This window comes from Streptomyces sennicomposti (assembly GCF_019890635.1).
Classification (GTDB): domain Bacteria; phylum Actinomycetota; class Actinomycetes; order Streptomycetales; family Streptomycetaceae; genus Streptomyces; species Streptomyces sennicomposti.
Genome location: NZ_JAIOAB010000056.1, coordinates 42,335 through 48,867, shown reverse-complemented (window position 1 = coordinate 48,867; position 6,533 = coordinate 42,335). Strand labels below are relative to the sequence as shown.

The window sequence follows — 6,533 nt, the reverse complement described above, 5'->3', positions numbered from 1 at the left end:
TACTTTCCAGGTTCCCGCTTCCGCGTTTCCCTTTCCGGCGGTTCCGACTTTATCAGAGACTCTGAGTCGGTTTTCCCGCCCCTCCGGAGATGTCCCACGGAGTGCATGAAGCATCCGGGTTCCCGGTCGGGCGGAGCCGTAAACGTACTGGAGCGGGGCGCCCCGATGCAAATCGAGGCGCCCCGCTGCCGGTTCGAGCGTCAGACCTCCACGACGACCGGGAGGATCATGGGCCGGCGCCGGTAGGTGTCCGAGACCCATTTGCCCAGCGTGCGGCGGATGAGCTGCTGCAGCTGGTGGGAGTCGGCGATGCCCTCCTGCGCGGACTTCTCCAGGGACTCCCGGATCTTCGGGATGACCGCGCCGAAGGCCGAGTCCTCGATGCCGGAGCCGCGGGCCTGGATGTGCGGGCCGCCGGTGACCTTGCCGGTGGTGGAGTCCACGACCACGAAGACCGAGATGATGCCCTCGTCGCCGAGGATCTTGCGGTCCTTGAGCGCGGGCTCGCCCACGTCGCCGACGGAGAGGCCGTCGACGTAGACGTAGCCGGCCTGGACCTTGCCGGAGATCTTGGCCTTGCCCTCGACCAGGTCGACGGTGACGCCGTCCTCGGCGATGACGATGTGGTCGTGCGGCACGCCCGTCATGGCGCCCAGCTCGGCGTTGGCGCGCAGGTGGCGCCACTCGCCGTGGACCGGCATCAGGTTCCTCGGGCGGCAGATGTTGTAGAAGTACAGCAGCTCGCCGGCCGAGGCGTGGCCCGAGACGTGCACCTTGGCGTTGCCCTTGTGGACGACGTCGGCGCCCCAGCGGGTGAGGCCGTTGATGACCCGGTAGACCGCGTTCTCGTTGCCCGGGATCAGCGACGACGCCAGGATCACCGTGTCGCCCTCGACGATGCGGATCTGGTGGTCGCGGTTGGCCATGCGGGACAGGGCCGCCATCGGTTCGCCCTGCGAACCCGTGCAGACCAGGACCACCTCGTGGTCGGGCAGGTCGTCCAGGGTGCGGACGTCCACCACCAGGCCCGGCGGGACCTTCAGATAGCCGAGGTCGCGGGCGATGCCCATGTTCCGGACCATCGAACGGCCGACGAAGGCGACCCGGCGGCCGTACTCGTGGGCCGCGTCCAGGATCTGCTGGATGCGGTGGACGTGGCTGGCGAAGCTCGCCACGATGATCCGCTTGCGGGCGCCGCCGAAGACCTGGCGCAGCACTCCGGAGATGTCCCGCTCGTGCGGAGTGAACCCGGGGACCTCGGCGTTCGTGGAGTCGGCCAGCAGGAGGTCGATGCCCTCCTCGCTCAGCCGGGCGAAGGCGTGCAGATCGGTCAGGCGGTTGTCCAGCGGGAGCTGGTCCATCTTGAAGTCGCCGGTGTGCACGACCATGCCGGCCGGGGTGCGGATGGCGACGGCCAGGGCGTCCGGGATGGAGTGGTTGACCGCGATGAACTCGCAGTCGAAGGGGCCGATGCGCTCCCGGTTCCCCTCGGCGACTTCGAGGGTGTAGGGCCGGATGCGGTGCTCCTGGAGCTTGGCCTCGATGAGGGCCAGCGTCAGCTTGGAGCCGATCAGGGGGATGTCCGCCTTCTCCCGCAGGAGGTAGGGGACGCCGCCGATGTGGTCCTCGTGACCGTGGGTGAGGACGATGCCCTCGATGTCGTCGAGGCGGTCCCGGATGGACGAGAAGTCCGGCAGGATCAGGTCGATTCCGGGCTGCTCCTCCTCCGGGAAGAGCACTCCGCAGTCGACGATCAGCAGGCGGCCGCCGTACTCGAAGACGGTCATGTTGCGGCCGATCTCGCCGAGGCCGCCGAGCGGAGTGACGCGCAGGCCGCCGTCGGCGAGCGGCGGGGGCGGGGCGAGTTCAGGATGCGGATGACTCAAAAGACCCTCCTCACCACACGCGCCACGTACCGGTGGGCACGTGGCGCGCGTGACGTTCGTGCAGAAGCAGTTGTCGTTGGTGTGGTGCGGGCACCGGTGGCCCGCGTATTCAGTTGGCTGTTCTGTTGTGGAGCCCGGTTCCCGGCGGGGTGCCGGGTGAGGCCGGGCGGTGCGAGGCGGGCTCGCGAAGTCTCGTTGTCAGAGCTGTACCCCGCCGGCGGCCAGGTCGATCTTGAGCTGCTCGATCTCTTCGGACGTCAGCTCGACCATGGGCAGGCGCAGCGGTCCGCCGGGCAGGCCGCGCAGGGCCAGGGCGGCCTTGGTGGTCATGACGCCCTGGGTGCGGAACATGCCGGTGTAGACCGGGAGCAGCTTCTGGTGGATCTCGGTGGCCTTCTGGACGTCGCCCGAGGTGTGGGCGTCGATGAGGGCGCGCAGGTCGGGGGTGACGACGTGGCCGACGACGGAGACGAAGCCGACCGCGCCCACGGAGAGCAGCGGCAGGTTCAGCATGTCGTCGCCGGAGTACCAGGCGAGGCCGGAGCGGGCGATGGCCCAGCTGGCGCGGCCGAGGTCGCCCTTGGCGTCCTTGTTGGCGACGATCCGCGGGTGCTCGGCGAGGCGGACGATGGTCTCCGTGTTGATCGGGACGCCGCTGCGGCCGGGGATGTCGTAGAGCATGACGGGCAGGCCGGTGGCGTCCGCGATGGCCTTGAAGTGCCGGTACAGGCCCTCTTGCGGGGGCTTGTTGTAGTACGGCGTGACCGTGAGCAGGCCGTGTGCGCCGGCCTGCTCGGCGGCGCGGGCCAGCTCGATGCTGTGGTGGGTGTCGTTGGTGCCGACGCCGGCGACGACGTGGGCGCGGTCTCCGACGGCCTCCAGGACCGCGCGTACCAGCTCGGTTTTCTCCGCATCGCTGGTGGTGGGGGACTCGCCGGTGGTGCCGTTGACGACCAGGCCGTCGTTGCCTGCGTCCACCAGGTGGGCGGCGAGCCGCTGCGCGCCGTCGAGGTCGAGTGCGCCGTCCGCCGTGAAGGGCGTGACCATGGCGGTGAGGACCCGCCCGAAGGGGGTCTGCGGAGTGGAGGTCGGAGCCATGGGTAACACGCTACTCGTTGCTCAGGGCGGGGTCTGCCCTCGGGGCGGGCGACAAGTGGTGACAAAGAGGGAGCCCGGCACTGCCTGCTCGGGGGTTCAAGCAGTGCCGGGTCCGTTCGATCAGGCTAGATGAACTTCCACAAAGGCCGCAATACGGACACTTCGTGCGGCTGATGCGTACATCAGTACCTGGGGAGACGGGCGGCCCGCGGGATCACGGCGCGATACGGCCGTTGGCGTTGAAGGCGGCGTGGGTGAGCGGCATGAGCCTCGCCCACTCGGCCTCCATCTTCTCCCCCACCATCTCGATCTCCCGCTGCGGGAAGGACGGCACCTTCGCCAGCTCGTGCTGGGTGCGCAGGCCGAGGAAGTGCATCAGCGAGCGGGCGTTGCAGGTGGCGTACATGGAGGAGAACAGGCCGACGGGGAGCACCGCGCGGGCGACCTCGCGGGCCACGCCGGCGGCGAGCATCTCCTGGTACGCCTCGTACGCCTGCCGGTAGGAGTCCTCCATGACCCGGCCGACCAGCTCCTGCTGGGCCTGGGTGCCCTCGACGAAGCGGTACTTGCCGGGGCGGCCCTCCTGGACCAGCTTGCGGGCGGCGTCGGGGACGTAGAAGACGGGCTGCAGCTCGCGGTAGCGGCCGGACTCCTCGTTGTACGACCAGCCCACGCGGTGCCGCATGAACTCGCGGAAGACGAAGATCGGGGCGCTGATGAGGAACGTCATCGAGTTGTGCTCGAAGGGGCTGCCGTGGCGGTCCCGCATCAGGTAGTTGATCAGGCCCTTGGAACGCTCCGGGTCCTTGTCCAGCTCCTCCAGGGACTGCTCGCCGACGGTCGAGACACGGGCCGCGAACAGGACGTCGGCGTCCGACGCGGTGTGCTTGACCAGCTCGACGGTGACGTCGCTGCGGAAGCTGGGTTTGAGGTCGTCGGCGGGGGTGGCGGTCACGGGTCGGAGGGTCCTTCCGTCATCTCTCTCGGGCGGCGCCCACTCTACGGCCCGGCTCTGACATCAGGGCGTTCGGTGCCGGGGCGCGACATCTTCGGTGAAGATCGAAGAATTCGGGGGAAGCGGGCACCTTTCGGGACACTCGCGCGTCTGTATGGGTGAGACACCCCAGTTCGACCGCAGTTTCGACCCCGAAGGGAGCCGTACCTCCGATGTTCCGTCGGCGCGAGCCCGTCCCGTTCGCCTTCGTCGCAGAGGCGGACAGGTTCCGCAGCAATGTCACTCCCCCGCCCCGGCAGCGGGCGTCCGCCGGTGAGATAGCCGGGCGGTGCCTGCTGGCCCTGACCATCGTCGCGGGTCTGGTGGGGTCGCTGATCCTGGGGCTGCCCGCGTTGTCGATCAGTCACACCCCGCCGCAGACCCAGCAGGCCTCGACGGACCGCTGAGGGCCGACCATCGCCGGGGGCGCCGCCCACCCCCTCGGACCCCCGTGGGTGGTGGGCGCGGACGCGGACGGATAGCCTCACCGGGCACAGCCCCGTGTGGATCGAGTGAGGACCCGCCGTGCCCCTGCCCTTCCTGACGGCCGACCGTGCCTTCGACACCGTGTACGACGTCGCGCTGCCGTTCGACGACCGTGAGCGCTGGCGGCGGCCCTACCGGCCGGGTCCCTGGCGGGTGGGGATGGCGGCGCTGGTGCTGCTGCTGGCCTCGTTCGTGCTGTTCGCGGCGGTGGTGACCGCGCTCACCGGCGGGATGTCCTCGGCCGCGGTGTGCTTCGCGATCGCGCTGGCCGTCGTCGGCGGCGCGCTGCGGCTGCTGCGGATGGGCGTGTGGGTCGGGTCGCGCGGGCTGCGCCATGTGCGCTTCTTCGTCACCCGTACGACGCCGTGGGCACAGGTCGTGAGCGTACGGACCGTGCAGCAGCCGGTGCGGTGGCTGGGGCTGCCGCGCACGGTGCAGGGACAGGCGCTGCTGCTGGACCGCCGCGGGCGGTCCGCGGAGGCCGTGCCGCCGCTGCTGACCACGCACGACGCGGACTTCCTCGGCCGCCTCGCGGCGTTCGACCGCGCGGCGGACTCGGTGGAGGCGTGGGCGGAGGAGTACCGCCTGCGCTGAGGCCCCCGGCGTGCGCATCACCGCCCGGCGCGGGTCCCGGTCGGCGCCGCACGGCGCACGGCGCGCGATGGCGAACGGTGACCGTCCTCGCCCCGGTGTCGCCTGCCGTCGGCGGACGCCTGGGCGCGCCGCCGGCCCTTGCGCGTGCCCCGGCCGTTGCGCGTGTCGTCGGCCGTACGCACGCCTGTGGGGCCGGCCGCCGTACGCGGTCGGCCCCACAGGCGGGTGCGGTGTCAGGCGGCCGGGAGGGGCTTGCCGTCGTGGAGGGCTATCGCCCGCTGCATGGCCTTGCGGGCGCGGGCCGTGTCGCGGGCGTCGTGGTAGGCGATGGCGAGGCGGAACCAGGTGCGCCAGTCGTCGGGGGCGGCCTCCGTCTCGGCCTTGCGCTTGGCGAAGACCTCGTCGGCCGAGTCGCGGTCGATGCGCCCGCTGGGCGTGCGCTTCAGCTCGTCCACGGGCAGGCCGCCCTCGGCGTCCAGTTCGGCGGCGAGCTGGTTGGCCCGGCGTACGAACTGGGTGTTCTTCCACAGGAACCACAGCCCGATCACCGGCAGGATCAGCACGGCGATCCCGAAGGTCACCGTGACGAGCGTGCCGGACTGGATGAGCATGACGCCGCGGCTGCCGACCAGGGCGAAGTAGAAGACCAGGACGGCGGCCGTGACGAGGTAGGTGATCTTGGCGCGCATGAGGGGTTCGGGCTCAGTTCAGGTCGAGGAAGTTCTCCAGGCCGAAGGTCAGGCCCGGAGTGGTCACCACGCGGCGCGCGCCGAGCAGGATGCCCGGCATGAAGCTGCTGTGGTGGAGCGAGTCGTGCCGGATCGTGAGCGTCTCCCCCTCGGCCCCCAGCAGGACCTCCTGGTGGGCGAGGAGGCCGCGCAGGCGCACCGAGTGCACCGGGACGCCGTCCACGTCGGCGCCGCGCGCGCCGTCCAGCGCCGTGGCGGTGGCGTCCGGCGCCGGGGCCGTGCCGGCCTTCGCGCGGGCCTGGGCGATGAGCTGGGCGGTGCGGGTGGCCGTGCCGCTGGGGGCGTCGACCTTCTTGGGGTGGTGCAGTTCGACGACCTCGACGGACTCGAAGTACGGCGCGGCGATCTGCGCGAACTTCATGGTCAGCACGGCGCCGATGGAGAAGTTCGGGGCGATGAGCACCCCGGTCTCCGGGGACCGGTCGAGCCATCCCGTCAGCTGCGCGAGCCGCTGCTCGGTCCAGCCGGTGGTGCCGACGACCGCGTGGATGCCGTGGGCGACGCAGTAGTCGAGGTTGGCCATGACCGAGTCGGGCGTGGTCAGCTCGACGGCGACCTGGGCGCCGCTGTCGGCGAGGGCCTCCAGCGAGTCGCCGCGGCCGAGGGCGGCCACCAGCTCCATGTCCTCGGCGGCCTCGACGGCCCGTACCGCCTCGGAGCCGATCCGGCCCTTGGCGCCGAGGACCGCCACGCGCAGCTTGCTCATCTCTTTGCTTCCTTAAGAAC

General features: G+C 70.8%; 7 protein-coding genes. 2 read left to right on the top strand and 5 right to left on the bottom strand.

Annotated elements, in window-relative coordinates:
* Positions 1-200: 200 nt before the first annotated feature.
* The 3 genes from K7787_RS25100 to thyX all read right to left on the bottom strand — a co-directional run bounded on the left by K7787_RS25100 (position 201) and on the right by thyX (position 3,939).
* Positions 201-1,886 (bottom strand): ribonuclease J, encoded by a 1,686-nt coding sequence (locus tag K7787_RS25100; RefSeq protein WP_223003039.1) that lies wholly within the window; start codon positions 1,884-1,886, stop codon positions 201-203.
* A gap of 198 nt (positions 1,887-2,084) precedes the next feature.
* Positions 2,085-2,984 (bottom strand): 4-hydroxy-tetrahydrodipicolinate synthase, encoded by a 900-nt coding sequence (gene dapA / locus K7787_RS25095; RefSeq protein ID WP_009190998.1) that lies wholly within the window; start codon positions 2,982-2,984, stop codon positions 2,085-2,087.
* A 214-nt stretch (positions 2,985-3,198) separates the two neighbouring features.
* Positions 3,199-3,939, bottom strand: a complete 741-nt coding sequence (thyX, locus tag K7787_RS25090; protein WP_223003038.1) for an FAD-dependent thymidylate synthase — start codon at positions 3,937-3,939, stop codon at positions 3,199-3,201.
* 212 nt (positions 3,940-4,151) lie between these two features.
* On the opposite strand from thyX, the gene K7787_RS25085 reads away from it, so the two are divergent.
* Both K7787_RS25085 and K7787_RS25080 read left to right on the top strand, forming a co-directional pair.
* Entirely contained in the window at positions 4,152-4,385 is a 234-nt protein-coding gene (locus K7787_RS25085; RefSeq protein WP_223003037.1) for a hypothetical protein, read from the top strand.
* A gap of 118 nt (positions 4,386-4,503) precedes the next feature.
* The gene (locus K7787_RS25080; RefSeq protein WP_009190995.1) at positions 4,504-5,058 is read left to right on the top strand and encodes an SCO5741 family PH domain-containing membrane protein; all 555 of its coding nucleotides are present in this window, start codon (positions 4,504-4,506) and stop codon (positions 5,056-5,058) included.
* A 233-nt stretch (positions 5,059-5,291) separates the two neighbouring features.
* Here K7787_RS25080 and K7787_RS25075 read toward each other — a convergent pair whose 3' ends face one another.
* Both K7787_RS25075 and dapB read right to left on the bottom strand, forming a co-directional pair.
* Entirely contained in the window at positions 5,292-5,747 is a 456-nt protein-coding gene (locus tag K7787_RS25075; RefSeq protein ID WP_009190994.1) for a tetratricopeptide repeat protein, read from the bottom strand.
* Positions 5,748-5,760: 13 nt separating this feature from the next.
* Positions 5,761-6,513 carry a 4-hydroxy-tetrahydrodipicolinate reductase gene (gene dapB, locus K7787_RS25070; protein WP_223003036.1) on the bottom strand — a complete coding sequence of 251 codons (753 nt, stop codon included), beginning with the start codon at positions 6,511-6,513 and terminating at the stop codon, positions 5,761-5,763.
* Positions 6,514-6,533 lie beyond the last annotated feature (20 nt).